This window comes from Staphylococcus sp. SA22 (assembly GCF_054165785.1).
Genome location: NZ_JBSZQY010000017.1, coordinates 1 through 23,491 on the forward strand (window position 1 = coordinate 1; position 23,491 = coordinate 23,491).

The 23,491-nt window shown below is 33.4% G+C and carries 18 protein-coding genes and 26 tRNA genes; 43 read left to right on the top strand and 1 reads right to left on the bottom strand.

Translation table 11 applies throughout. The features are described 5' to 3' along the window. Positions 1–5: 5 nt before the first annotated feature. The 35 genes from ACXQH5_RS11800 (at position 6) to fumC (ending at position 11,755) form a co-directional block, all read left to right on the top strand. Positions 6–81: transfer RNA gene (locus ACXQH5_RS11800), tRNA-Val, on the top strand. Between the two features lie 16 nt (positions 82–97). Continuing rightward, positions 98–173: transfer RNA gene (locus tag ACXQH5_RS11805), tRNA-Thr, on the top strand. A 5-nt stretch (positions 174–178) separates the two neighbouring features. Then, positions 179–254 (top strand) — tRNA-Lys (locus tag ACXQH5_RS11810). Between the two features lie 3 nt (positions 255–257). Then, positions 258–339, top strand: a tRNA-Leu gene (locus ACXQH5_RS11815). A gap of 3 nt (positions 340–342) precedes the next feature. Then, positions 343–417, top strand: a tRNA-Gly gene (locus ACXQH5_RS11820). Positions 418–427: 10 nt separating this feature from the next. Continuing rightward, a tRNA-Leu gene (locus tag ACXQH5_RS11825) sits at positions 428–516 on the top strand. 18 nt (positions 517–534) lie between these two features. Then, a tRNA-Arg gene (locus ACXQH5_RS11830) sits at positions 535–608 on the top strand. 9 nt (positions 609–617) lie between these two features. Next, positions 618–691, top strand: a tRNA-Pro gene (locus tag ACXQH5_RS11835). Between the two features lie 17 nt (positions 692–708). Continuing rightward, positions 709–784, top strand: a tRNA-Ala gene (locus tag ACXQH5_RS11840). Positions 785–805: 21 nt separating this feature from the next. Next, positions 806–879: transfer RNA gene (locus ACXQH5_RS11845), tRNA-Met, on the top strand. Between the two features lie 28 nt (positions 880–907). Then, positions 908–981, top strand: a tRNA-Ile gene (locus ACXQH5_RS11850). 9 nt (positions 982–990) lie between these two features. Then, positions 991–1,080 (top strand) — tRNA-Ser (locus tag ACXQH5_RS11855). A gap of 10 nt (positions 1,081–1,090) precedes the next feature. Then, positions 1,091–1,166: transfer RNA gene (locus ACXQH5_RS11860), tRNA-Asp, on the top strand. Positions 1,167–1,204: 38 nt separating this feature from the next. Next, positions 1,205–1,297, top strand: a tRNA-Ser gene (locus ACXQH5_RS11865). 14 nt (positions 1,298–1,311) lie between these two features. Then, positions 1,312–1,385 (top strand) — tRNA-Met (locus ACXQH5_RS11870). Positions 1,386–1,394: 9 nt separating this feature from the next. Next, positions 1,395–1,470: transfer RNA gene (locus ACXQH5_RS11875), tRNA-Asp, on the top strand. Between the two features lie 18 nt (positions 1,471–1,488). Beyond that, positions 1,489–1,561 (top strand) — tRNA-Phe (locus tag ACXQH5_RS11880). A gap of 7 nt (positions 1,562–1,568) precedes the next feature. After that, positions 1,569–1,644: transfer RNA gene (locus ACXQH5_RS11885), tRNA-Thr, on the top strand. Positions 1,645–1,649: 5 nt separating this feature from the next. Then, positions 1,650–1,730: transfer RNA gene (locus ACXQH5_RS11890), tRNA-Tyr, on the top strand. Between the two features lie 15 nt (positions 1,731–1,745). Beyond that, positions 1,746–1,819: transfer RNA gene (locus ACXQH5_RS11895), tRNA-Trp, on the top strand. Positions 1,820–1,821: 2 nt separating this feature from the next. Beyond that, positions 1,822–1,894 (top strand) — tRNA-His (locus tag ACXQH5_RS11900). 11 nt (positions 1,895–1,905) lie between these two features. Then, positions 1,906–1,977, top strand: a tRNA-Gln gene (locus ACXQH5_RS11905). Between the two features lie 5 nt (positions 1,978–1,982). Continuing rightward, positions 1,983–2,056 (top strand) — tRNA-Cys (locus tag ACXQH5_RS11910). Positions 2,057–2,063: 7 nt separating this feature from the next. After that, positions 2,064–2,138: transfer RNA gene (locus tag ACXQH5_RS11915), tRNA-Gly, on the top strand. Positions 2,139–2,241: 103 nt separating this feature from the next. Beyond that, a tRNA-Gly gene (locus ACXQH5_RS11920) sits at positions 2,242–2,316 on the top strand. A 38-nt stretch (positions 2,317–2,354) separates the two neighbouring features. Further along, positions 2,355–2,438: transfer RNA gene (locus ACXQH5_RS11925), tRNA-Leu, on the top strand. Positions 2,439–2,935: 497 nt separating this feature from the next. Continuing rightward, positions 2,936–3,997, top strand: a complete 1,062-nt coding sequence (locus tag ACXQH5_RS11930; protein WP_000063548.1) for a PTS transporter subunit IIC — start codon at positions 2,936–2,938, stop codon at positions 3,995–3,997. Positions 3,998–4,255: 258 nt separating this feature from the next. Continuing rightward, on the top strand, positions 4,256–5,713 hold the full coding sequence (locus ACXQH5_RS11935; RefSeq protein WP_000649908.1) for an ABC transporter substrate-binding protein/permease: 1,458 nt from the start codon (positions 4,256–4,258) through the stop codon (positions 5,711–5,713). Further along, on the top strand, positions 5,706–6,428 hold the full coding sequence (locus ACXQH5_RS11940) for an amino acid ABC transporter ATP-binding protein (protein ID WP_000590809.1): 723 nt from the start codon (positions 5,706–5,708) through the stop codon (positions 6,426–6,428). The genes ACXQH5_RS11935 and ACXQH5_RS11940 overlap by 8 nt, the downstream gene beginning before the upstream one ends. A 150-nt stretch (positions 6,429–6,578) precedes the next feature. Next, on the top strand, positions 6,579–7,706 hold the full coding sequence (queG, locus tag ACXQH5_RS11945) for a tRNA epoxyqueuosine(34) reductase QueG (protein WP_000379977.1): 1,128 nt from the start codon (positions 6,579–6,581) through the stop codon (positions 7,704–7,706). A 4-nt stretch (positions 7,707–7,710) separates the two neighbouring features. After that, positions 7,711–8,181: a tRNA (uridine(34)/cytosine(34)/5-carboxymethylaminomethyluridine(34)-2'-O)-methyltransferase TrmL gene (gene trmL / locus ACXQH5_RS11950; RefSeq protein WP_000181394.1), complete on the top strand. Its 471-nt coding sequence runs from the start codon at positions 7,711–7,713 to the stop codon at positions 8,179–8,181. 158 nt (positions 8,182–8,339) lie between these two features. After that, positions 8,340–8,939: a 6-phosphogluconolactonase gene (locus ACXQH5_RS11955; protein ID WP_001251218.1), complete on the top strand. Its 600-nt coding sequence runs from the start codon at positions 8,340–8,342 to the stop codon at positions 8,937–8,939. A 24-nt stretch (positions 8,940–8,963) separates the two neighbouring features. Then, the gene (locus tag ACXQH5_RS11960; RefSeq protein ID WP_000031108.1) at positions 8,964–9,116 is read left to right on the top strand and encodes an SAS053 family DNA gyrase inhibitor; all 153 of its coding nucleotides are present in this window, start codon (positions 8,964–8,966) and stop codon (positions 9,114–9,116) included. 662 nt (positions 9,117–9,778) lie between these two features. Next, a complete protein-coding gene (locus ACXQH5_RS11965) occupies positions 9,779–10,174 on the top strand; it encodes a hypothetical protein (protein ID WP_057504578.1) in 396 nt (131 codons plus the stop codon). Positions 10,175–10,369: 195 nt separating this feature from the next. Next, positions 10,370–11,755, top strand: coding sequence for a class II fumarate hydratase (gene fumC / locus ACXQH5_RS11970; protein WP_000116233.1), 1,386 nt, complete (start codon positions 10,370–10,372; stop codon positions 11,753–11,755). A gap of 464 nt (positions 11,756–12,219) precedes the next feature. Here the strand turns inward: fumC and ACXQH5_RS11975 are convergent, their stop codons facing one another. Next, complete coding sequence (locus ACXQH5_RS11975) at positions 12,220–13,041, bottom strand: RluA family pseudouridine synthase (RefSeq protein ID WP_000669384.1); 822 nt, start codon at positions 13,039–13,041, stop codon at positions 12,220–12,222. A 162-nt stretch (positions 13,042–13,203) separates the two neighbouring features. Between ACXQH5_RS11975 and ACXQH5_RS11980 the strand changes: the two genes are divergently transcribed. The 8 genes from ACXQH5_RS11980 to yhaM all read left to right on the top strand — a co-directional run bounded on the left by ACXQH5_RS11980 (position 13,204) and on the right by yhaM (position 23,491). After that, a complete protein-coding gene (locus tag ACXQH5_RS11980; protein WP_000437967.1) occupies positions 13,204–14,316 on the top strand; it encodes a GAF domain-containing sensor histidine kinase in 1,113 nt (370 codons plus the stop codon). A gap of 21 nt (positions 14,317–14,337) precedes the next feature. Further along, complete coding sequence (locus ACXQH5_RS11985) at positions 14,338–14,961, top strand: response regulator (RefSeq protein WP_001045133.1); 624 nt, start codon at positions 14,338–14,340, stop codon at positions 14,959–14,961. A 355-nt stretch (positions 14,962–15,316) separates the two neighbouring features. Next, a complete protein-coding gene (gene xdrA / locus ACXQH5_RS11990) occupies positions 15,317–15,781 on the top strand; it encodes an XRE family transcriptional regulator XdrA (RefSeq protein WP_000375864.1) in 465 nt (154 codons plus the stop codon). Positions 15,782–15,959: 178 nt separating this feature from the next. Continuing rightward, positions 15,960–17,084 (top strand): DUF445 domain-containing protein, encoded by a 1,125-nt coding sequence (locus ACXQH5_RS11995; protein ID WP_000992525.1) that lies wholly within the window; start codon positions 15,960–15,962, stop codon positions 17,082–17,084. A 68-nt stretch (positions 17,085–17,152) separates the two neighbouring features. Then, positions 17,153–17,497 carry a YlbF/YmcA family competence regulator gene (locus tag ACXQH5_RS12000; RefSeq protein ID WP_000290301.1) on the top strand — a complete coding sequence of 115 codons (345 nt, stop codon included), beginning with the start codon at positions 17,153–17,155 and terminating at the stop codon, positions 17,495–17,497. Between the two features lie 933 nt (positions 17,498–18,430). After that, complete coding sequence (locus tag ACXQH5_RS12005) at positions 18,431–19,627, top strand: metallophosphoesterase family protein (RefSeq protein WP_000238222.1); 1,197 nt, start codon at positions 18,431–18,433, stop codon at positions 19,625–19,627. Then, positions 19,617–22,553 (top strand): ATP-binding protein, encoded by a 2,937-nt coding sequence (locus ACXQH5_RS12010; RefSeq protein WP_000584631.1) that lies wholly within the window; start codon positions 19,617–19,619, stop codon positions 22,551–22,553. Before ACXQH5_RS12005 ends, ACXQH5_RS12010 begins: the two co-directional genes overlap by 11 nt. Further along, positions 22,550–23,491: a 3'-5' exoribonuclease YhaM gene (yhaM, locus tag ACXQH5_RS12015; RefSeq protein WP_001244175.1), complete on the top strand. Its 942-nt coding sequence runs from the start codon at positions 22,550–22,552 to the stop codon at positions 23,489–23,491. Before ACXQH5_RS12010 ends, yhaM begins: the two co-directional genes overlap by 4 nt.

Here is a 23,491-nt window from a genome sequence, read left to right on the forward strand (position 1 = left end):
AAATCGGAGAATTAGCTCAGCTGGGAGAGCATCTGCCTTACAAGCAGAGGGTCGGCGGTTCGAACCCGTCATTCTCCACCATTTATTCTTACATATAGCCGGCCTAGCTCAATTGGTAGAGCAACTGACTTGTAATCAGTAGGTTGGGGGTTCAAGTCCTCTGGCCGGCACCATGGAAGAGCCATTAGCTCAGTTGGTAGAGCATCTGACTTTTAATCAGAGGGTCAGAGGTTCGAATCCTCTATGGCTCACCATTTGCGGGTGTGGCGGAATTGGCAGACGCACTAGACTTAGGATCTAGCGCCTTACGGCGTGGGGGTTCGACTCCCTTCACCCGCATATGCAGAAGTAGTTCAGCGGTAGAATACAACCTTGCCAAGGTTGGGGTCGCGGGTTCGAATCCCGTCTTCTGCTCCATTTTTATAGTGCCGGGGTGGCGGAACTGGCAGACGCACAGGACTTAAAATCCTGCGGTGAGTGATCACCGTACCGGTTCGATTCCGGTCCTCGGCACCATTTTCAATAAAAACATATGCGCCCGTAGCTCAATTGGATAGAGCGTTTGACTACGGATCAAGAGGTTATGGGTTCGACTCCTATCGGGCGCGTTAATTATACGGGAAGTAGCTCAGCTTGGTAGAGCACTTGGTTTGGGACCAAGGGGTCGCAGGTTCGAATCCTGTCTTCCCGATATACTGTAATTATTATGGGGGCTTAGCTCAGCTGGGAGAGCGCCTGCTTTGCACGCAGGAGGTCAGCGGTTCGATCCCGCTAGTCTCCACCATATTATTTACAAACTATATAAGGCGGTGTAGCTCAGCTGGCTAGAGCGTACGGTTCATACCCGTGAGGTCGGGGGTTCGATCCCCTCCACCGCCACTATTTATTAGTTGTAAAATTATATTTAGGACCTTTAGCTCAGTTGGTTAGAGCTAACGGCTCATAACCGTTCGGTCGCAGGTTCGAGTCCTGCAAGGTCCATATAATTTTGGAGGAATACCCAAGTCCGGCTGAAGGGATCGGTCTTGAAAACCGACAGGGGCTTAACGGCTCGCGGGGGTTCGAATCCCTCTTCCTCCGTTTTACTAATGGTCTCGTAGTGTAGCGGTTAACACGCCTGCCTGTCACGCAGGAGATCGCGGGTTCGATTCCCGTCGAGACCGCCATTTAATTTTATAATTAATAGCGATTTACCTATAATAATGGAGGAATACCCAAGTCCGGCTGAAGGGATCGGTCTTGAAAACCGACAGGGCCTTAACGGGCCGCGGGGGTTCGAATCCCTCTTCCTCCGCCATTATTTTTTATTATCGCGGGATGGAGCAGTTCGGTAGCTCGTCGGGCTCATAACCCGAAGGTCGGTGGTTCAAATCCGCCTCCCGCAATATTTTATAGGTCTCGTAGTGTAGCGGTTAACACGCCTGCCTGTCACGCAGGAGATCGCGGGTTCGATTCCCGTCGAGACCGCCATCATTACATTTTTATTATGGTTCAGTAGCTCAGTTGGTAGAGCAATGGATTGAAGCTCCATGTGTCGGCAGTTCGACTCTGTCCTGAACCATTTCTTAGCCGGCCTAGCTCAATTGGTAGAGCAACTGACTTGTAATCAGTAGGTTGGGGGTTCAAGTCCTCTGGCCGGCACCATTTATGGAGGGGTAGCGAAGTGGCTAAACGCGGCGGACTGTAAATCCGCTCCTTCGGGTTCGGCAGTTCGAATCTGCCCCCCTCCATTTATTATTTTTAATAGGGGCATAGTTCAACGGTAGAATAGAGGTCTCCAAAACCTTTGGTGTGGGTTCGATTCCTACTGCCCCTGCCATGGCGGCTGTGGTGAAGTGGTTAACACATCGGATTGTGGTTCCGACATTCGAGGGTTCGATCCCCTTCAGCCGCCCCTATTATTAATGGGCTATAGCCAAGCGGTAAGGCAACGGACTTTGACTCCGTCACTCGTTGGTTCGAATCCAGCTAGCCCAGTTATTGGCGGCATAGCCAAGTGGTAAGGCAGAGGTCTGCAAAACCTTTATCACCGGTTCAAATCCGGTTGCCGCCTCCAGGTTTATGCGGGAGTAGTTCAACTTTTAGAACACGTTCCTTCCCGGAACGAGGTATAGGTGCAAATCCTATCTTCCGCTCCATAATTTAATAATAATGCGGGAGTATTTCAACTCTTAGAATACATTCCTTCCTGGAATGAGGTATAGGTGTAAATCCTATCTTCCGCTCCATAATTTAATATTTGCGGGAGTAGTTCAACTTTTAGAACACGTTCCTTCCCGGAACGAGGTATAGGTGTAAATCCTATCTTCCGCTCCATAATTGCTTCCAAAGGGAAGTTTTTTGTTTACCATTAAGCCGGTGTGGCGGAATTGGCAGACGCGCGGGACTCAAAATCCCGTTCCACTTGTGGAGTGTCGGTTCGACCCCGACCACCGGTATAATTAACTGTTATTTACATAACATAACCTACTAGAAACCTTGTAAAATAAGGTTTCTTTTTATTTTAGCTCTATGTCAAATTGTAATGATGCGTTCAATATAGGAAGTTAAGCAACTATACATTGTTTAACTTCTTTTTTTGATATTACATTAATGATTATGACTATATTATCTGGGGTTATGTATTTGTTTCAACTTTTCTAATAAAATATTTGTAAAAGTGCTATTTTATTCTGCTTTATACCAAGTCGATTCAATTTATCTATCTTAATAGTAATATGACTATTTTAATATTTACAATTTATTACATTATTAGTCACAGGATGTAATTAATAGTATTTTAAAATTAACATGACATTGATTAGTGAGTAGATTGTTCAAATTTACTTTATTCCTTTTGTGGATTGTTATATTTAGATTAAATTAGCCAACTAATCATTGTTAAAGTTAATTTTCTATAATATGATGAGTTTAATGTTCAAATTGGAGGTCGTTTATGAGTAACGCAAAGAATGCTGATAATAAACAGTTTTTCAGTAAGATTTTAAATTCTATTGGTGCTGGTGTTGTTATTGCACTTGTTCCGAATGCTTTATTAGGTGAAGTATTAAAAATATTTAAAAGTGACAATGAAATTTTAGAATTAACGTATCAGTTAGTGATACTAATTCAATCATTTATGGCATTTATTATTGGGGTTTTAGCTGCTCATCAATTTAAATTTAATGGCGCAGGTGCTGCTATAGTAGGTACATCAGCTATGATTGGTTCAGGTGCTGTTGTATATAGCAATAATAGTTTTATGTTAAAAGGTATAGGTGACATTATAAATACGAGTTTGGTTGTTATTATTGCATGTCTTATATATATGGTATTACAAAACAAACTTGGATCTTTTGAATTAATTATTTTACCAGTTTTAGTACCTATCGTTAGTGGGGGTATCGGTCTAATCACATTACCTTACATTCGAAAAATTACTCAAGCAATTGGAAATGTAATTCATTCTTTTACAGACTTAAATCCGTTGTTAATGTCTATACTTATTAGTGTGGCATTTTCATTATTAATGGTAACACCAATATCGTTAGTAGCGATTGCAACTGCGATTAGTTTAAACGGGCTAGGAAGTGGAGCAGCAAACCTAGGTATAGTGGCTGCCTGTGTTACTTTCTTATTTGGCTCATTGCGTGTCAATTCTATTGGTGTAAATGCAGTTTTACTCATAGGAGCTGCAAAAATGATGATCCCAGTTTACTTGAAAAATTTAATTATTTCGATACCATTGACTATAAATGGAATAATTACGGGAATCATTGCTTACGTTCTTCAAGTTAAAGGAACACCATTGTCTGCTGGATTTGGATATACAGGATTAGTTGGCCCAATAAATGCATTTAACCGAATGTCAGGTGATCCAACAATGAATATTATTTTATTAGCTCTTGGTTATTTTGTCATACCATTTGTATCGGCGTTTATTGTTCATGAATTGTGTAAAAAATTCATTCCTATATATTCCAATGATATTTATAAATTTGAAGTTCCAAAACAATAATTTATAGCTTGATGACAAGAATAATTTTTAATATATGATAAATATAGGCGTTACTGTCAATAAGATATTGATAGTAGCGCTTTTTTTGATTGATTTTAAAATGTAAGAATTGTTCGCGTATAATAGGCGATTTTTTAAGTAAAGGTTTTTAAAAAGAAGCCTTTCTCTGTATTGATAAAAATACATTTATAAAACACTATTGCATCAAAATGTATTAATATGTATAATTATGAATATTAATTAGGGAGGGCTGTATAAATGAAGTGTTTAATTAGGTTTATATTAGTATTAGGGTTGTTAATTAGCAGTGCTATGGTGTATATCAATCCCACAGCACATGCTGAACAAGATCAAACATGGGAGAAGATTAAAGAACGCGGTGAACTTAGAGTGGGTCTTTCTGCAGATTATGCACCAATGGAATTTGAGCATACAGTTAATGGTAAGACTGAGTATGCAGGTGTAGATATTGATTTAGCTAAAAAAATTGCGAAAGATAATAATTTAAAATTAAAAATCGTCAATATGTCATTTGATAGTTTGTTAGGAGCTCTTAAAACTGGAAAAATTGATATTATTATTTCCGGAATGACTTCAACGCCTGAACGTAAGAAGCAAGTTGATTTTTCAGATTCATATATGATGACTAAAAATATCATGCTTGTAAAGAAAGATAAAGTTAATGAATATAAAGATATCAAAGACTTTAATAATAAAAAAGTAGGGGCACAAAAGGGAACTGAACAAGAAAAAATCGCTCAAACCGAAATTGAAAATGCATCTATTACTTCATTAAGCCGTTTACCAGACGTTATATTAGCTCTGAAAAGTGGAAAGGTTGAAGGTGCTGTAGTTGAAAAACCTGTAGCAGAAGCATATTTAAAACAAAATCCTAAATTAGGAATTTCCAATGTGAAATTTAATGAAGAAGAAAAAGATACAGTGATAGCAGTGCCAAAAGATTCACCAAAATTATTGTCACAAATTAATAAAACGATTAAAGAGGTTAAAGATAAAGGATTAATCGATAAATATATGACTAATGCTGCAAATGCGATGAATGATGACAGTGGTTTTATTTCTAAGTATGGTAGTTTTTTCTTGAAAGGAATTAAGATTACAATATTAATTTCACTTATCGGTGTTGCATTAGGTTCTATTTTAGGTGCATTCGTTGCGTTAATGAAATTAAGTAAAATAAAAATTATTTCATGGATTGCCTCTATCTATATCGAAATATTAAGAGGAACACCAATGTTAGTTCAAGTATTTATCGTATTCTTTGGTATAACTGCTGCATTAGGACTAGATATTTCAGCTCTTGTTTGTGGAACAATTGCATTAGTTATTAATTCCTCAGCTTACATTGCTGAAATTATTCGTGCAGGTATAAATGCTGTTGATAAAGGCCAAATGGAAGCCGCACGTAGTCTAGGTTTGAATTATAGACAAACGATGAAAAGTGTAATTATGCCACAAGCAATAAAAAACATTTTACCAGCTTTAGGTAATGAATTTGTCACTTTAATTAAAGAATCATCTATTGTGTCAACAATTGGAGTTGGCGAAATTATGTTTAATGCACAAGTGGTTCAAGGTATTTCATTTGACCCATTCACACCATTACTAGTGGCAGCAGCATTATACTTTGTCTTAACATTTGTACTTACACGCATTATGAACATGATTGAAGGGAGATTGAATGCCAGTGATTAAAATAAACAATCTTAATAAAGTTTTTGGAGATAATGAAGTTTTAAAAGATATCAATCTTGAAATCAATCAAGGGGAAGTAGTAGCAATAATAGGTCCATCTGGTAGTGGTAAAAGTACATTGTTAAGATGTATGAATTTATTAGAAGTACCCACTAAAGGTCAAGTGATTTTTGAAGGCAATGACTTAACGGAAAAAGGGACACAAGTAGATAAACTACGTCAAAAAATGGGTATGGTATTTCAAAACTTCAACCTATTTCCACATAAAAAAGTTGTCGATAATATTATTTTAGCTCCTAAATTATTAAAGAAAGATAATAACGATGAATTGCATAAGGAAGCATTGTCGTTATTAGATAAAGTGGGATTAAAAGAAAAAGCAGATGTATATCCGAATCAATTATCAGGTGGTCAAAAACAAAGGGTAGCAATTGCAAGAGCTTTAGCAATGCATCCAGATGTTATTTTATTCGATGAACCAACTTCAGCATTAGATCCTGAGGTAGTTGGTGATGTATTAAAAGTAATGAAAGACCTAGCCAAAGAAGGTATGACCATGGTGGTTGTGACACATGAAATGGGATTTGCCAAAGATGTAAGTGATAAAGTCATATTTATGGCAGATGGCGTTGTCGTAGAGTCAGGCACACCAGTCGAAATATTTGAACAACCGCAACATGAAAGAACACAAAATTTCTTAGCAAGAGTATTATAACAACCTAACGAAGCTTGAATATATGATGCGCACCACAAAGTTATATCATATATTCAAGCTTTTTATTATTAAAATTATGTGAAATGAAACCTCAATATGAATAATGGTTGTGTTAAAATAACATAGTATTATTTTATGGGGGGCATACGATTGGATACAAAGCAGTTAAAGCAAGATATCATTGACTATGCATATACAATTGGTATCGACAGTATTGGATTTACTACTGCCGATCCCTTTGATGAATTGAAGCAAAAGCTAGAAGCATATCATGCAAATGGTTATGCCTCAGGATTTGAAGAATCTGATATTGCTTTACGAACGGAGCCTAAATTATCCTTACCAACAGCAAGGTCAATCATAGCAATTGCAGTTGGTTATCCTAACAAACTGAAAGGTGCACCTAAGAGTGTTAGAGGTGATCGCAGAGGCTTATTTGCTAGAGCATCGTGGGGTCAAGATTATCATACAATTATGCGTAAACGATTAGACATGTTAGCTGCATTTATTGAATCTAAAGTTCCAGATGTTGAAATCAAATCTATGGTAGATACGGGTGTATTATCAGATAGGGCAGTAGCAGAACGTGCAGGTTTAGGATTTGTTGGTCGTAATGGCTTTGTCATCAATCCTAAACTAGGAACATGGACATACCTCGGTGAAATGTTAGTCAGTATACCTTTTGAACCTGATGATCCATTATTAGATAGCTGTGGTGATTGTACAATTTGTGTTGATCGTTGTCCAACAAGTGCATTAGTTGGAAATGGCCAATTAAATAGTCAGAAATGCATTAGTTTTTTAACGCAAACAAAAGGCTATATGCCTGACCAATATCGTTATAAAATTGGGAATAGATTATATGGTTGCGATACGTGTCAACAAGTTTGCCCGAAAAATAGAGGTATTAATACCGAACAAGCTGACATCATTTTGGAACCAGAAATTTTAAAGCCAAGATTAGTACCTTTACTACGTATGTCTAATAAAGAATTCAAACAAACATATGGTCACCTTGCAGGTGCTTGGCGTGGTAAAAAGCCGATACAACGAAATGCTATTTTAGCATTGGCGCATTTTAATGAAGTGGATGCAATTCCAGAATTGAAAAAAGTTGCAACAACAGATGAAAGACCGATGATTCGAGCAACTGCTTATTGGGCTATTGGTCAAATTCTTGGGGAAGAAGCAAGAGATTTTATCAATGCAAATTATAATCAAGAGGATGCAGAAGTTCAGAATGAAATGATAAAAGGATTGGACACAAGGAGAGAATAGTAATATGACAAATCATATCGTTTTATATCAACCAGAAATCCCAGCTAATACTGGTAACATTGCACGTACGTGTGCAGGTACAAACACACATTTACATTTAATTAAACCTCTTGGATTTAGAACTGATGATAAAATGTTAAAAAGAGCCGGTTTAGATTATTGGGAATTTGTGAATATTACGTATCATGATAGTATTGAAGCATTTTTTGAAGCCACAAATGGCGAGTATTACTTATTAACAAAATTTGGTAAAAAGACTTATAGTGATTTTGATTTTTCAAATCATGACAAAGATTTTTACTTCATTTTTGGAAAAGAAACGACAGGATTACCAGACTGGGTGAAAGAGAAATATCAAGACACAGCGTTAAGAATTCCTATGAGTGAACATATTCGTTCATTAAATTTATCAAATACTGCTGCGTTGTTAATTTATGAAGCGTTACGTCAACAAGATTTTCCAGGATTGAATTAAAATTTACTCATTTTCATTATAAAAATGATACTTAAGTGCTATATTTAGAGTATAAGCATGTTAAAGTTAAATGGTTTGATAAATTGAAAGTTAGGGTATAATAATTATTAATATCGCCGTTTTTATGTAAAATGCAAACTAAGAGGAGTGTAGAAATCATGGCAATGAACTTTAAAGTCTTTGACAATAGTCAACTTGTAGCAGAATATGCTGCTGATATTATTAGAAAGCAATTTAACAATAATCCTACTACAATTGCAGGTTTTCATTTAGATACTGATCAAGCGCCAGTACTAGATGAATTAAAGAAAAATATTGAAAAGCATGCTGTTGATTTTAGCCAAATAAATATTTTAGATTATGACGATAAAAAATCATATTTCGAAGCGTTAGGTGTACCAGCAGGTCAAGTTTATCCAATTGCTTATGAAAAAGATGCAATCGAATTAATCGCTGATAAGATTAAAACTAAAGAAAATAAAGGGAAATTAACATTACAAGTTGTTTCTATTGATGAGCAAGGTAAGTTAAATGTTAGTATTCGTCAAGGACTAATGGAAGCAAGAGAAATTTTCATAGTAGTGACTGGTGCTAATAAACGAGATGTAGTTGAAAAATTATATCAAGAAAATGGTAAAACAAGCTTCGAACCAGCCGATTTAAAAGCACATAGAATGGTAAATGTTATTCTTGATAAAGAAGCGGCTGCAGGTTTACCTGAAGATGTTAAAGCTTACTTTACGTCACGCTTTGCTTAATTAAAAATCTGTGAGGTATTGATTATGTCTAAAGACAAAGATCCAAAATTAAATTATCATGAAGAAGAAAACAGTATGGTAACGGATTTTGAAGATTTAAAAGAATTAGGTAAAGAAATGGAACAAATTTCTGATCAAAATGATCAAGAAAAGAATTCTGAAGAAGACAGTCAGTAAAGTATTATAATTGTGTAATATACAGCTATTTATCATGTAATCAATGAATAGTATAGAACCTATATCAAATAGGATTGATAATCTTGAATATGAAGTTAGGTAGCATTTTGTTACCTAGCTCTTTTATTATATTCATAGAAGCTGACTTTCCACCAGCTTCTGAGTTTGTGGCCCGTTTCCCCAAATTTGCAATGTCTGTAGAAATTAGAAATCCGATTTCACTATGTTGGGTTCCCGCCAACTTGCATCGTCTGTAGAAATTAGAAATCCAATTTCGCTGTGTTGGGCCCGTTTCCCCAAATTTGCATCGTCTGTAGAAATTGGGAATCCAATTCCACTATGTTGGAACCCCGCCAACTTGCATGAAATAGTAAGCTGACATACCGAAGCTTCTATGTTGAGGCCCGCAGTCAACTACTGCCAATATAACTTTGTAAAGCATAAAACATTGATTTGTGTACCAGACATAGTAATATATCAAAAATTCAATTTTAAATATTAAAACAACATTTAAACGGAATTGATAATTAAATACCCCAGACATAATTGAAAGAAGTCATCTATCATTAATATTTTTAATGAAATCATTAAACCGCGTTTCTTAATATGTCAAGATTATGATATGCTATTGAAGAATGAAATTAGAGGAGATTTATATATTTATGTTAGGAAAATACTGGATTCAATTATTGATAGCAACAGTTATTATAAGTTTAATATCAATTAAAGCTTTTCCATTGGCAATTGGGGCATTATATTTACCTGTTATTTTCAAAGTAATTAAATTACAACTCAATTTATCAAAAGGATTAATCGATGATGTTAATGCGCAAACATTCATTAAAAGTAATCAATCAGGTATTGTAATAAGTGTAATTTGTTGTTTATTAATAACAGGAATATTGTATTATACACTTGATGGGTTTTATGCGAGTTTAATAGGAGTTTTAGGTACGCTTATTGCTCTAAATCCATATACGACAATTGTTAGTGCTGTATTATATATACTTACAGCTATTGCTACGGTTGAAGCTACTAAAACAAAGTATCGCAATTAAACTTAGTTCAACAATAACTAAATAATGATAGATAACACACTAATCGTATGACCGTATCACTGTAATAAAGGGTGGGCACGTGCGATTAGTGTATTTTTATTTCAAATTATGAAAACGTTTTAATCATAAATTGCTCAATTAAATTAATTAATGATATACTACAGTTAAATAAACAGTGATAAGGGGAGAAATTGAATGTCAGTAAGAATTGAACATGATACTTTTGGAGAAATAGAAGTACCTGCAGATAAATATTGGGGTGCTCAAACAGAAAGAAGTAAACGCAATTTCCCAGTTGGTAAAGAGCGTATGCCAATCGAAGTAGTTTATGGTTTTGCACAACTAAAGCGTGCAGCAGCATTAGCTAATTTTGATTTAGGAAAATTAAGCGAGGCAAAGAAAGATGCCATTGTATACGCATGTGATCAAATTTTATCAGGTGAATTAGATGAACACTTTCCACTAGTTGTATGGCAAACAGGAAGCGGTACACAAAGTAATATGAATGTGAACGAAGTAGTAAGTTATGTTGCTAATATGTATTTAAAAGATCATCAAAGTGATGAAAGTATCCACCCAAATGATGATGTAAATAAATCACAAAGTTCGAATGATACATTCCCAACTGCTATGCACGTTGCATTATATCAAGAAGTTGAAACAAAATTAGAACCTGCATTAAAACTTTTAAGAAATACTTTGAAAGAAAAAGAAGATAAATTTGATTCAATTATTAAAATTGGTCGTACACATTTACAAGATGCAACGCCGATCAAACTAGGACAAGAGATTAGTGGCTGGCGTTATATGCTTGACCGATGCGAAACAATGTTATCTGAATCTAAGAAGCACATTTTAAATCTTGCCATCGGTGGTACGGCTGTTGGTACTGGTATTAATGCGCATCCTGAATTTGGTGATAAAGTGGCACATTATATTTCAGAAAATACGGGTTATCCATTTGTATCTTCTGAAAATAAATTCCATGCATTAACAGCACATGATGAAGTAGTACATCTACATGGAACATTGAAGGCGCTAGCAGGAGACTTAACGAAAATTGCTAATGATGTGAGATGGTTGGCTTCAGGGCCACGAGCTGGTTTGGCAGAAATTTCTATCCCTGAAAATGAACCAGGTTCATCAATTATGCCTGGTAAAGTTAATCCTACACAATGTGAAATGTTAACAATGGTTGCAGTCCAAGTAATGGGTAATGATACAGTTGTTGGCTTCGCAAGTTCACAAGGTAACTTTGAATTGAATGTTTATAAACCAGTTATTATGCATAATACACTACAATCAATTTACCTTTTAGCTGACGGTATGGAAACATTTAATAACAATTGTGCAGTGGGCATTGAACCAATCGAAGAGAATATTGATAATTATTTAAATCAATCATTAATGTTAGTTACTGCATTAAATCCACATATTGGTTATGAAAAAGCTGCTCAAATTGCTAAGAAAGCCCATAAAGAAGGTTTAACTTTAAAAGAATCTGCAATTCAAACTGGATATGTTACAGAAGAACAATTTGAAGCATGGATTAAACCAGAAGATATGGTAGATCCTCATTAATTAAATATTAATATAAAATAAAGTTTGGGCATTACAGGTAGATGTAGTGTTCAAGCTTTATTTTTTTGTCTATGTCAAATCGAACTTATAAGTCCGATTTGATATAGGGCCATGAAAGGAAAAACTTTTCATGGAGTCCGTTTTATTATAGAACCTATTTTTTATATGATGAATTGTTGTACATGTATTGGCCAAACAACCTGTGATAAAAATCTTATGATGTCATGTATTGTCCATAGATACACGTAATGCACATGAAAAAGACTGCAAGTCATTATCCAAGGATGCTATAAAATGAAAAATTACTAAAATATCAAAATATAAAATCCTAAGCATCGTAAAAAACATAAAAAAACCGAACATCTGAAAAAATTAATAATTTTCCATCTATCCGATTTAAGTTGATACTTGATTTAGTTACAATGCGGTATTGCATGTTTAAATATCATGCAAAACTAATCAAATTAGTCATCCAAAGAAACGGAAATGACTTCCTTAGTCAAGGGATGCACAAACTCTATTTTGTAACTTTCAAGTTCTAATTGTCTTAACGTTGAATCACCGTATAAAGGATCACCAATAACTGGATGACCAATTTCAGCTAAATGCACACGAATTTGATGAGTACGTCCAGTATCCAACTTGATTTCAAGTTGGCACACAGTTTCTTTTATCATTTTTGAAGTTAAAATGTGTGTAATTGCACGCTGTCCAGTAGGAGACACACGTCGTTTATTCGAATGGAATTTATCTTTACCAATTGGCATATCAATCGTTTGTGGTTTTAAAGGTAAAAGTGCCTTAACATTTGCTTTGTATATCCGCGTAATATCATTGTCTTCTAACATGCGATCAAGAATTTTTTTCATTAAAGGATTTTTAGCAACAATTAATAATCCTACTGTTTCCTGGTCCAGTCGATGAATTGGTTCGACATAGTCACTATCAACCGTGTAAATCACATGATTCATTAAAGTATTGCTTTCTTTTAAATCATTAGGGTGGGTCTTAACACCTTTAGGTTTCATTACGATTGCCATATCATCGTCTTCGTATTTAATTTGTGCATAACGATAACTTGGAACATAATTACTTTTTTCATCGATGGTTGGAACAAATACATCGTCGCCAGTATACACTTTATCCATTAATCGCGCAGGTTTATCATTAATAGTAATATCTTTAGACATATTTAAATGGTGTAAATCTTTTTTAGGTACCTTAAGTTGTTGGAAAATATCTCGTAAACTTAAGTCATTAAAGTTTTCTGGTATTTTAAATTTCATAAAATCCTCCTATAGTCTTTAATATCATATCACAAATCAGTTCTCCGAAATATAACTATTAAGTAATCAAGGCCATTTTATCATGTTCACGTCTAAGATTTAAAAATATAATAACTCAATGTATAATAGTTAATACACGTAAAAATGAATTGGAGCGATTTGATGGAACAAAGGACGCGACTAGCTTTATTAAAAGAGATTGCCGAATTTTTAAACGAAGAAACTGAAATGTATAGCATGACCCAAGGTGCGTTAAAATATTTAATTGAGGGCAGTAATTTCACGACAGGCTGGATATTTTTCATCAATAGCGTAGGTGAACATGAACTTGTATCACATGTGGCTTTACCACAATCTTTGACAGCAGACCACTGTCACTATATTAAAGATGGGTCTTGTTGGTGTGTGAAAGCATTTAATCAACGTAGGCTAATGAAAGCGTCGAATATCGTCAATTGTTCTCGTATTAACTTAGCCTCTAAAGCATTTCCTAGTCAAAATGATAATATTACACATCATGCAACGGTACCACTTAAATCGGGTCAAGAACAATTCGGCATTTTAAATGTAGCGTCACCAAATACTGAAATATATAGTGATGAAGATTTAGAGTTGCTAGAGTCTGTCGCATTTCAATTAGGGTCAGCCATCAAACGTATTTATTTAACAGACCGTGAAAAAGAAGCAGCAAAAATTAATGAACGTAATCGTTTAGCTAGAGATTTACATGATTCAGTAAATCAAATGTTATTTTCTGTAAAACTAACAGCACATGCTGCGTATGGCATGTCAAACGAATCCATCGCTAAACAAGCATTCAAGACGATTGAGGAAACGAGTCAAAATGCCGTTAATGAAATGCGTGCATTGATTTGGCAACTTAAGCCAGTTGGACTTGAGCAAGGCTTAATTCATGCTTTGACAGCATATAGTAAATTAATGCATATACAATTAAATGTAAATGTAGAAGGTTTAATCGATTTATCTAATGAAATCGAAGAAAACATATACAGAGCATTACAAGAGTGTATTAATAATGTTAAGAAACATGCTGATACGAATAAAATGGATCTTACATTAAAACAAATGAACGATATACTATATATTGACGTGATTGATTATGGTCAAGGATTTGAGATTGATAATGTTCAGATAGCTTCATCACACGGTATAAATAACATAAAACAAAGAGTTAAATTATTAAGAGGTAAAGTGACCTTTCATTCTCAGCCAACAAAGGGTACACAAATACAATTCACAATTCCTATAAAATAGCTTGATTTAAGGAGATAACCCATGAACAAAGTAATATTAGTAGATGACCATTATATTGTGCGACAAGGATTGCGATTTTTATTATCCACGATTGAAAACATAGAAGTTTTACAAGACTTTGCCGATGGAGAAACATTTTTAGAATATTTAAAAGAGCATGAGCACCCTGATATTGTGCTATTAGATTTAGTGATGCCTGGCATGAATGGTATTGAAATTACGGAATATATTAAGGCACATTATCCGGATATTAAAGTTTTGGTATTAACAAGTTATGTTGATGATGAACATGTAATTTCAGCAATCAATAAAGGTGCTGATGGTTATGAAATGAAAGACGTTGAGCCTCAGCAATTAATTGAAACTATTAGACGAGTTATGAACGGTGAAAAAATGATACATCCTAAGGCACAAGATGTATTCGAAACAGTTAGCCAAAAACCACACTACACGAATAAGTTGTCAAAGAGAGAAATTGAAGTGTTACGTGAAATGGTTAAAGGTAAAACAAATAAAGAGATAGCAGAAACTTTATTTGTATCTGAAAAAACAATTAAAACACATGTCAGTCATATATTTAGTAAATTACAAGTTAGCGATCGTACACAAGCAGCAATTTATGCAATGGAAAATAAGTTGATTTAGAATGAGCTTTTAAATATTTGTCGAAAAATAGACAATTTTTAATCTGATTTTGATGAATTTTTTATAGCGATAGTGTTTATTATACAGTTTTCTTTGTAAATTTGATATCATTATAAAAGTGTAAGTTTTATCAAATCTAGTGATTATGCATAAAATTTTACTTCATTTACTTTTGCTTCATTATAAAGTAAACTTAACTCTTGTTGACTTGATCAAAATTTAATACAAATGTGAAATTGACTCTTTTCATTTTATTAAAAATATATTAAGATGTAATCTGTGTTTCAAGAAATGTGTATTATTGCAATTTCTTGTGTCCGGATAAAATTCCCCAAACAGAAAGGTAGATAACAGAATGGATAGACAGAGTTTTACAGATTTAATTCAAACAAAATTTAAAATGGTTCGTATAGAGGCTGGTTATACGCAAGATACTATGGCGCAAACAATTGGACTTTCTAAAAAGACTTTAGTACAAATCGAAAAAGAGAGAGTATTACCAAACTGGACAACTTGCATTTCAATTTGTGCATTATTTAGAGACTCTGAAGTATTAAACAGTACATTTGGCTGTGATCCATTAGAAATCGTTCAAACAATTTCAAGAAATCACTGTGCATATCCAAACCATGCACCAACAAGTGATATTTATTGGAATAACATTGAGACTCGTAATGGGTACATTTTACAAAGTAACAAAGTAAGCAATATTTATCGTGTATTAAATCCAGATAACCAACCAATTTTCGGTACTTCTAAAATGAGAGAAGCTGAAACATACTTTAACAGAAATGCTAAAGAAGAATTAGTACATATCTAGGCCTATATACTTTTAATAAATAATAAAAGCGATGTAACACACCTGTTTCGAGAGGTGAGGCATCGCTTTTTGTATGTAAACTAATAATAAATTGAGCAGAAAGTGAAATGATTAATGAATTAAAAAATAAAAATAGTGGTATAATGAATAACTATGTTGTCACAAAGGAGTCAAAATTATGAATGCACTATTTATTATCATATTTATGATTGTAGTAGGGGCGATAATTGGTGGCATTACTAATGTAATTGCAATTAGAATGCTGTTTCACCCCTTTAAACCATACTATATATTTAAATTTAGAGTCCCATTTACACCAGGTTTAATACCGAAAAGACGCGAAGAAATTGCAACTAAAATTGGCCAAGTGATTGAAGAGCATTTGCTTACAGAAACTTTAATTAATGAAAAATTAAAAAGCGAGCAATCACAGCAAGCAATAGAATCTATGATTCAACAGCAGTTACAAAAGTTGACGAAAGATCAATTGTCAATTAAACAAATTACTTCTCAAATCGATATTGATTTAGAACAAGTATTACAAACTAATGGAAATCAATATATTGAATCACAATTGAATAATTATTATACAAAGCATCAAAACCAAACAATAGCATCTTTATTGCCAAATCAACTTGTAACATTTTTAGATCAGCATGTAGATAACGCAACAGACTTATTATGTGATCGTGCAAGAAATTATTTATCATCTGCAAAAGGCACACAAGATATTAATGATATGTTGGATACTTTTTTCAATGAGAAAGGTAAGTTAATTGGTATGTTGCAAATGTTTATGACAAAAGAGAGCATTGCAGATCGAATTCAACAAGAACTTATACGTTTAACATCTCATCCTAAAGCAAGAACAATTGTGACATCGTTAATTACCAATGAATATCAAACTTTTAAAGATAAACCATTGAATGAACTGTTAGATGCGTCGCAGTTTAATGAAATCGCTGAAAATCTATCAGTGTATGTAACAACATATGCAAGCAAACAAGCGAATAAGCCAGTGGTTACGTTAATGCCTCAATTCGTTGATTATTTAGAAGGTCAACTCTCTAGCAAATTAGCAAATTTAATCATTGAACAATTATCGATTCACTTATCTACAATTATGAAAAAAGTGGACTTACGAGGATTAATTGAAGAACAAATTAATACGTTTGACTTAGATTATATTGAAAAATTAATTATAGAAATTGCTAACAAAGAACTAAAGTTGATTATGTCATTAGGTTTCATTTTAGGTGGTATTATTGGATTTTTCCAAGGTTTGGTTGCAATCTTTGTCTAAAAAAGCGAGATGTGGTAAAGTAATATCGAACGTTTTAATAAACATCACAACAAAGGAGTGCTATAACCATGGCAGTAAATTTATATGATTATGCAAATCAATTAGAACAAGCTTTAAGAGAAAGCGAAGAATACAAAGCAATCAAAGAAGCATTCGCTAATGTAAAAGCTAACGAAGAATCTAAAAAGTTATTCGACGAGTTCCGTGAAACTCAAATTAACTTCCAACAAAAACAAATGCAAGGTGAAGAAATTGCTGAAGAAGATTTACAAAAAGCGCAAGAACAAGCGCAAGCAATTGAAAAAGATGAAAACATCTCTGCATTAATGAATGCTGAACAAAAAATGAGTCAAGTATTCCAAGAAATCAACCAAATTATCGTTAAACCATTAGACGAAATTTACGCTGACTAATATTAAAATAATATTTTTCAATCCTTTAAATAGAGGAATAGACTGCCGACAGAGTCCGAGACTTTGTGGGTAGTTTTTTTAGTTTTGATAACAGAAGTTAGAGGTTCTCTGTCAAATTGGGCAAATGCGTTCAGTACCGGAAGTTAGGTTATCAAACATGTCCTAGCTCTAGCAAAGAACGGACGACGGAAGCTGGGCAATCATACAATATTGGCTCTATGCCAAAACGGGCAGATGAGCTTGATAACGGAAGTTAGAGGCTCTCTGTCAAATTGGGCAAATGCGTTCAGTATCGGAAGTTAGGCTAGTAAACGTGTCCTAACTTCCTTTTTGCATTTTGGAGTGTAAAGTTTTCAACATAATACTATTAGTTCGGTCATGTATTGGACTGATGGAAAAGTGTTTCACTTTTAATGGCTCATTAAGAACGGCCTGAAAATGTTTGGCGTATTAAGTGCAATGATAGTTTTGACATTTAGCTTCTAATAGGTCATTACTGCCGAGCAAATCTAGTAGAGTAACCATGTAAATCTTTAATATGTCAGTTGGTTCACTAGCAGTGTTAACAATTACTGAAATTGCATTTCCGACTTAAATTTTTGAAAAAAATCAGCGTACGCTACAAATAAAATTTTAAACTGTTATAAATGTGTCTCAATTTCATATGTTCATCGACGATATGAAGCGTATTATGGTAAAATGAAGAAATAATAAACTTGTTAATAAATAAAACATCACGATTTGACTAAAGCACTTTATTATTGTGTAGATAATAATTTTTTAACGAAATACAAATAAAAATGGCGACTGGTTTTAATAAATCAGCTAATGAATCACTACACCTATAAGAATGAATATAGTGATTAGAATGCTTTGTATAGTTGGATTTTGCAAAATTGATGTTAGAACCTTTAATTAAGGAGATATGGATGTATGGTTAAATTTATTCATTGTTCGGATTTACATTTAGATAGTCCTTTCAAATCTAAGAGTCATATAAGCCCTAAAATTTTTGAGGATGTTCAAAAAAGTGCTTATGAAAGTTTTAAAAACATTGTAGATATTGCATTACAACAAGATGTTGATTTTGTAATTATCGCGGGTGATTTATTTGATAGTGAAAACAGAACATTACGTGCTGAAATTTTCTTAAAACAGCAATTTGAACGTTTACAAAATGAACAAATCTTTGTTTATGTTTGTCATGGTAATCACGACCCATTATCATCAAAGATTTCATCAAACTGGCCAGATAATGTTTCTGTATTTTCAAATAAAGTTGAGACGTATGAAGCAATTACTAAATCTGGTGAAACAATTTATATTCACGGATTTAGTTATGAGAATAGAGCAAGTTATGAGAACAAGATTGATGAATATCCATCAAGTCAAGGCCAAAAAGGCATACATATTGGTGTCTTGCATGGTACGTACAGTAAATCTTCAGTTAACGAAAGATATACCGAGTTCATTTTAGAAGATTTAAACAGTAAATTGTATCATTATTGGGCTTTAGGTCATATACATGAACGTCAACAATTAAGTGATATGCCTGTAATTAACTATTCAGGTAATATTCAAGGTAGACATTTTAATGAGCAAGGTGAAAAAGGTTGCTTATTAATCGAGGGTGACCACTTAAAATTAAAAACTAAATTTTATCCTACACAGTATATTAGATTTGAAGAAGCAACTATTGAAACGGATAAGACATCTAAGCAAGATTTATACGAGGTCATTCAAAACTTTAAACAACAAGTGAGAGAAGAAGGAAAAGCCTTTTATCGTTTAACGCTTGTTATTAATAGTGAGACATTAATTTCACCTCAAGATTTATTACAAGTTGAAGAAATGATTACAGATTATGAAGAAAACGAAAATCAATTTGTATATATTGATGAGTTAAAAATACAATATGCACAAAATGATGAATCACCTTTAGTTAATGAATTTTCAGCGGAATTATTAGTCGATCAAACTGTTTTTGATAAAGCGATGTCAGACTTATATTTAAATCCAAGGGCATCTAAGTTCCTAGACGATTATGGAACATTCGACCATACAGCATTAGTTAATCGTGCTGAAGAAATATTAAAAGCTGAAATGAGAGGTGAACAAAATGATAATTAAATCACTTGAAATTTATGGTTACGGTCAATTTGTTCAACGTAAAATTGAATTTAATAAAAACTTCACTGAAATTTTTGGTGAAAATGAAGCGGGTAAATCGACGATTCAAGCATTCATCCATTCGATATTATTTGGTTTTCCAACTAAAAAGTCTAAAGAGCCAAGACTAGAACCACGTCTAGGTAACCAATACGGTGGTAAATTAGTACTTATTCTTGATGATGGCTTAGAGATTGAAGTTGAACGAATTAAAGGCAGTGCTCAAGGTGATGTGAAAGTATATTTACCTAATGGTGCTGTGCGTGATGATGCTTGGTTACAAAAGAAACTTAATTATATTTCTAAAAAGACATATCAAGGTATCTTTTCATTTGATGTACTAGGGCTTCAAGACATTCATAGAAATCTAAATGAAAAACAATTGCAAGATTATTTATTACAAGCAGGGGCTTTAGGATCAACTGAATTCACGTCAATGCGCGAAGTGATTAATCGTAAAAAAGATGAATTATATAAAAAATCAGGTAAAAATCCAATCATTAATCAACAAATTGAGCAATTAAAACAACTAGAAAGTCAAATTCGTGAAGAAGAAGCTAAACTAGAAACATATCATCGCTTAGTAGATGATCGAGATAAATCATCACGTCGATTAGAGAATTTAAAGCATAATTTAAATCAATTATCAAAAATGCATGAAGAAAAACAAAAAGAGGTTGCTTTACATGATCATTCACAAGAATGGAAGTCTCTAGAACAACAGTTAAATATTGAGCCAATCACATTCCCAGAAAAAGGTGTGGATCGTTACGAAAAAGCACGAGCGCATAAGCAATCGTTAGAAAGAGATATTGGTTTAAGAAATGAGCGTTTAGCCCAACTTAAAGAAGAAGCGACTCAATTAGAGCCAGTTAAACAATCTGATATTGACGCCTTCATTAGTTTGAATCAACAAGAAAATGAAATTAAAAATAAAGAATTTGAACTTACTGCAATCGAAAAGGATATTGCGAATAAACAACGTGATAAAGATGAATTGCAAGCAAATATTGGTTGGTCTGAAACGCATCATGACGTAGATAGCTCTGAGGCAATGAAAAGTTATGTCAGTGAGCAAATCAAGAATAAACAAGAACAAGCGGCATACATTAAGCAATTAGAACGTAGTTTAGAAGAAAATAAAATCGAAGATAATGCGGTTCATAGCGAACTAGATTCTGTTGAAGAAAAAATAGTTCCTGAAGAGACTTTTGAAAAGAAAAAAGAATACTCACAACAAGTCATTGAATTAAACGAAAAAGAGAACTTGTATAGCAAATTGAAAGAACGTTTCGAAATTGAGCAACAAGAAAAACAAAAACGTCAAAAATTGTTACGAACAACGTTTATTCTTTTAACATTAGTAGGTATTGGTTTAACTGCCTTCTCATTTATTTCAAACAACATGTTGTTTGGTATTATTTTCGCAGTATTAACTTTAGTTTTTGTTATCGGTATCATCATGTCTAAATCAAAAGAAGTAGATTATAGCGAGGCCATCACAGATGAAATCGAAGAAATTAAAGCACAACTAGCCATTTTAGATGAAAACTATGACTTAGATTTTGATCTTGATGAGCAATATCGCATTCGTGATCACTGGCAACAAGCTTTGAAAAATAAAGATATTTTAGAAGAGAAACGTCAGTATATTGAAGGTCGTTTAAATGATGCGAAAGGGCGTCATGATGAATTGCAATCGACAGTTGAAAACGTTAAGGATGAATTATACTTATCATCTAAAATTTCAAATGATTTAATTGTTGATAGTATTTCTACAATGGCGAATATTAAAGCATTAGATCAACATATCAGTGATTTAAATCAACAACGCCAGCAATTGGTTCAAGAATTAGATACATTCTACAATCATGCTGAAGCTGTTACAAAATCACAATTTGTTTATTTCAACAAATTATCTTTATTCCACGATGTGCAACAATGGTTGAAATCAGCTGAAGACACGAATGAAAAATGGCGTATTAATGCTGAAAATACCAAACTTGTTACAAATGAATTAAATCATTTAAATGCTCAATTAGAAGAAAATAATAAAGAAATCACAGCACTATTCGATTTTATCAGTGTTGGTACTGAAGAAGATTTTTACCAACATCATGAAGATTACCAAACTTATACTAGTAATTTGAGTCGTTTTAATGATTTAACTAAATATCTTGAGAACCAAAACTATTCTTATGAATTAAGTTCTAGTTTAAGTGAAAAAACAACAGCACAACTTGAAGAAGAAGATCATTTATTGGCTACTCAAGTTGACGAATATAATGAGCAATATCTTGAAATGCAAGCACAAGTCAGTGATTTAAGTGCACAAATCAATCACATGGAAACTGATACAACACTTGCTAATTTAAGACATGAATATCACAGTCTTAAAAATCAACTTAATGATATTGCAAAAGATTGGGCAAGTTTAAGTTATTTACAAAGTTTAGTTGATGAACACATTAAACAAATTAAAGATAAACGTTTGCCTCAAGTTATTAATGAAGCGGTAGAAATATTGAAGCATTTAACAGATGGCAGATATACGATGATTAACTATAATGAAGATTCAATTACGGTTAAACATGTTAATGGTCAATTATATGATCCTGTTGAACTAAGTCAATCTACAAAAGAATTACTTTATGTAGCTTTACGTATCAGTTTAATTAAGGTACTACGACCATATTATCCGTTCCCATTAATTGTTGATGATGCATTTGTTCATTTTGATAAAAAACGTACTGAAAAAATGTTGAATTATTTACGATCATTATCAGAACACTATCAAGTACTATACTTTACATGTGTAAAAGATAATATTGTTCCATCAAAAGAAGTGATTACATTAAACAAAATAGAGGAAGGCGGGAAACGATGAGAAATATAGAGAATCTAAATCCCGGAGATTCAGTTGATCACTTTTTCTTAGTGCATAAAGCTACACAGGGTGTAACAGCACAAGGTAAAGATTATATGACATTACATTTGCAAGATAAAAGTGGTGAAATTGAAGCGAAATTTTGGACGGCTACAAAAAATGATATGGCAACAATCAAGCCTGAAGAAATTGTACATGTTAAAGGTGACATCATAAACTATCGCGGAAATAAACAGATGAAAGTCAACCAAATTAGACTAGCGACAACTGAAGATCAATTAAAAACAGAACAATTTGTAGATGGTGCACCTTTATCACCGGCAGAAATACAAGAAGAGATTTCTCATTATTTGCTAGATATTGAAAATGCTAATTTACAACGTATCACACGTCATTTATTGAAAAAATATCAAGAACGATTTTACACATATCCAGCTGCTAGTTCTCATCATCATAACTTTGCGAGTGGCTTAAGCTATCATGTATTAACGATGTTACGTATTGCAAAATCAATTTGTGACATTTATCCATTGTTAAACAAAAGTTTGTTATATAGTGGTATTATTTTGCATGATATTGGTAAAGTTAGAGAATTGAGTGGTCCTGTTGCGACGTCGTATACAGTCGAAGGTAACTTATTAGGACACATCTCGATTGCGAGTGATGAAGTAGTTGAAGCAGCTCGTGAATTGAACATTGAAGGAGAAGAAATCATGTTGTTAAGACATATGATTTTATCTCATCATGGTAAGTTAGAGTATGGTTCGCCAAAACTGCCATACTTAAAAGAAGCAGAAATTTTATGCTATATCGATAATATCGATGCTAGAATGAATATGTTTGAAAAGGCTTATAAAAAAACTGACAAGGGTCAGTTTACAGATAAAATATTTGGTCTTGAAAATCGTAGATTCTACAATCCTGAATCACTCGATTAA

Bases quoted from the DNA above. Each gene is read 5' to 3' on its own strand.
- yhaM (WP_001244175.1), top strand. From the start codon at position 22,550: ATGAGAAATATAGAGAATCTAAATCCCGGAGATTCAGTTGATCACTTT.
- ACXQH5_RS12005 (WP_000238222.1), top strand. From the start codon at position 18,431: ATGGTTAAATTTATTCATTGTTCGGATTTACATTTAGATAGTCCTTTC.
- ACXQH5_RS11965 (WP_057504578.1), top strand. From the start codon at position 9,779: ATGTTAGGAAAATACTGGATTCAATTATTGATAGCAACAGTTATTATA.
- ACXQH5_RS11955 (WP_001251218.1), top strand. From the start codon at position 8,340: ATGGCAATGAACTTTAAAGTCTTTGACAATAGTCAACTTGTAGCAGAA.
- ACXQH5_RS12000 (WP_000290301.1), top strand. From the start codon at position 17,153: ATGGCAGTAAATTTATATGATTATGCAAATCAATTAGAACAAGCTTTA.
- trmL (WP_000181394.1), top strand. From the start codon at position 7,711: ATGACAAATCATATCGTTTTATATCAACCAGAAATCCCAGCTAATACT.
- ACXQH5_RS11960 (WP_000031108.1), top strand. From the start codon at position 8,964: ATGTCTAAAGACAAAGATCCAAAATTAAATTATCATGAAGAAGAAAAC.
- ACXQH5_RS11985 (WP_001045133.1), top strand. From the start codon at position 14,338: ATGAACAAAGTAATATTAGTAGATGACCATTATATTGTGCGACAAGGA.
- ACXQH5_RS11980 (WP_000437967.1), top strand. From the start codon at position 13,204: ATGGAACAAAGGACGCGACTAGCTTTATTAAAAGAGATTGCCGAATTT.
- ACXQH5_RS11935 (WP_000649908.1), top strand. From the start codon at position 4,256: ATGAAGTGTTTAATTAGGTTTATATTAGTATTAGGGTTGTTAATTAGC.
- xdrA (WP_000375864.1), top strand. From the start codon at position 15,317: ATGGATAGACAGAGTTTTACAGATTTAATTCAAACAAAATTTAAAATG.
- ACXQH5_RS12010 (WP_000584631.1), top strand. From the start codon at position 19,617: ATGATAATTAAATCACTTGAAATTTATGGTTACGGTCAATTTGTTCAA.
- ACXQH5_RS11975 (WP_000669384.1), bottom strand. From the start codon at position 13,041: ATGAAATTTAAAATACCAGAAAACTTTAATGACTTAAGTTTACGAGAT.
- ACXQH5_RS11995 (WP_000992525.1), top strand. From the start codon at position 15,960: ATGAATGCACTATTTATTATCATATTTATGATTGTAGTAGGGGCGATA.
- ACXQH5_RS11930 (WP_000063548.1), top strand. From the start codon at position 2,936: ATGAGTAACGCAAAGAATGCTGATAATAAACAGTTTTTCAGTAAGATT.
- fumC (WP_000116233.1), top strand. From the start codon at position 10,370: ATGTCAGTAAGAATTGAACATGATACTTTTGGAGAAATAGAAGTACCT.